The 1613-nt window shown below is 59.8% G+C and carries 3 protein-coding genes; all 3 read left to right on the top strand.

What is annotated here, in order from left to right:
- Positions 1-81 precede the first annotated feature (81 nt).
- A complete protein-coding gene (tnpA, locus tag AB4Z52_RS36125; protein ID WP_442222599.1) occupies positions 82-540 on the top strand; it encodes an IS66-like element accessory protein TnpA in 459 nt (152 codons plus the stop codon).
- A complete protein-coding gene (gene tnpB, locus AB4Z52_RS36120; protein ID WP_037069095.1) occupies positions 521-874 on the top strand; it encodes an IS66 family insertion sequence element accessory protein TnpB in 354 nt (117 codons plus the stop codon). The genes tnpA and tnpB overlap by 20 nt, the downstream gene beginning before the upstream one ends.
- Positions 875-927: 53 nt before the next feature.
- The coding region (locus AB4Z52_RS36115) for an IS66 family transposase zinc-finger binding domain-containing protein (RefSeq protein WP_442222598.1) at positions 928-1613 on the top strand (686 nt) is incomplete at its 3' end.

Below are 1613 nucleotides of genomic sequence, written 5' to 3'. Positions count from 1 at the left end.
CGTAAGCGCGACTTTCCAGGCACCTTCTGAAGCGCGGTGCTCTGAGGCATGAAGTGTCCACCAAAAATAGGTGGACGCTAAATCATGGATGATGCTCAAAAACTTCTGGTGCGACTTGTGGGACGTGACGGTCGACGTCGATATGACCCTGTCTCGAGAGAGCGCCTTGTTGCGGCGTGCCTGGAACCCGGCGTTTCGGTCTCAAGGCTGGCGCTTGAACACGGCGTCAATGCCAATCTTGTTCGGAAATGGGTAAAGCGGGCCAAACAGGTTCGTTCTGTGCCTGCGTCATCGGCCTTCGTTTCTGTTCAGGTCGGTCCGGATCGGAGCTTGCCAATGCAGTTTGGTAGCGTGGATATGCGCTCTAATYCAAAAAGTGAGCCGCTGATGACGAAACCCGAAGGGGTCGCGCGGCTGTCTTCTCTCGCCAAGGTGGACGCATCACTGCCGAACGGGGTCAGCTTGACGGTGGAATGCAGCGATGTCGACGGACTGGTGGCGGTCATAGGAGCGTTGGGYCATGTTCAGACTGGGCGCTGATCTCAAGGTCTACCTGCATCGCGAACCGATCGACTTCCGCGCGGGCATCAACAGCCTTGCGGTCCTGGTGCAGGAGGTGATGGAGCTTGACCCGTTTGCGCCTGCGGTCTTTGCCTTTTGCAATCGCCGTCACGACCGGATGAAGCTGCTGTTCTTTGATCGGTCCGGTTTTGTGATGGTCCTGAAGAAATTGACGGAAGACAGGTTCCGGTGGCCCCGTCGCGAGGTGCCGGTCGTCGTGCTAACGACGGAACAGCTTCATTGGATCCTCGACGGCATCGATATCGACGCGATGACCCGCCATCCGGTGCGGCAATATCAGATCGCCGGCTGAAGGTGGCGAATTGAGCGGTTGACGCAGCGGGGCGGTTCAGATTCAAGACTCGGATGGTACGAGCTGGCGATCCTGATGTTGCAGCACTGATAGCGCAGTTGGCGGCAAATGCTGCCGAAATCGCTGCGCTTAAAGCCGAGAAGGAAGCGCTCTCGCTCTGGGTCGTCAAGCTGGAAGAGGAGCTGGCACTCGCAAAGCTCCATCGCTTTGCCCCGCGCAGCGAAAAGCACATCGATCGCCTCTTCAACGAAGCCGAAGAGGCCGCGGACGAAGAGGACAGTGACGACAGCGATGACGTCGTCGATCTCCCGGACACCGGCCTGCCGCCGGTTGATAGCACCGYGGGAAAGAAGCGCGGCCGCAGACCTCTGCCGGAAGACTTGCCGCGTGAGCGTGTCGAATATGACCTTCCCGACGATCAGAAGGCTTGCCCATGCTGCGATAGTCAAATGCATCGCATGGGCGAGGCCGTTACCGAGCAGCTCCATATCGAGGTCAAGGCGAAGGTCCTGCAGAATGTGCGGTTCAAGTACGCTTGCCGCCATTGCGATCGTACAGGGATTACCACGCCCGTCGTGATCGCACCGATGCCGACGCAGCCCCTGCCGGGCAGCATCGCGACGGCCTCGACACTGGCCTTCGCGCTCGTCCACAAGTACGTCGATGGCACACCGCTCTACCGCGTGGCGCAGACATTCGAGCGGGCCGGCGTTCCGATCAGCCGCGGCGCTCTCGCTCA

The sequence above is a fragment of the Rhizobium sp. 2YAF20 genome (genome assembly GCF_052114685.1).
In the GTDB taxonomy this organism is placed as follows: Bacteria; Pseudomonadota; Alphaproteobacteria; order Rhizobiales; family Rhizobiaceae; genus Rhizobium.
This window is presented reverse-complemented; position numbering and strand designations above follow the sequence as displayed.

Coding starts and splice junctions, on each gene's coding strand:
- tnpB (WP_037069095.1), top strand. CDS start 521: ATGTTCAGACTGGGCGCTGATCTCAAGGTCTACCTGCATCGCGAACCG.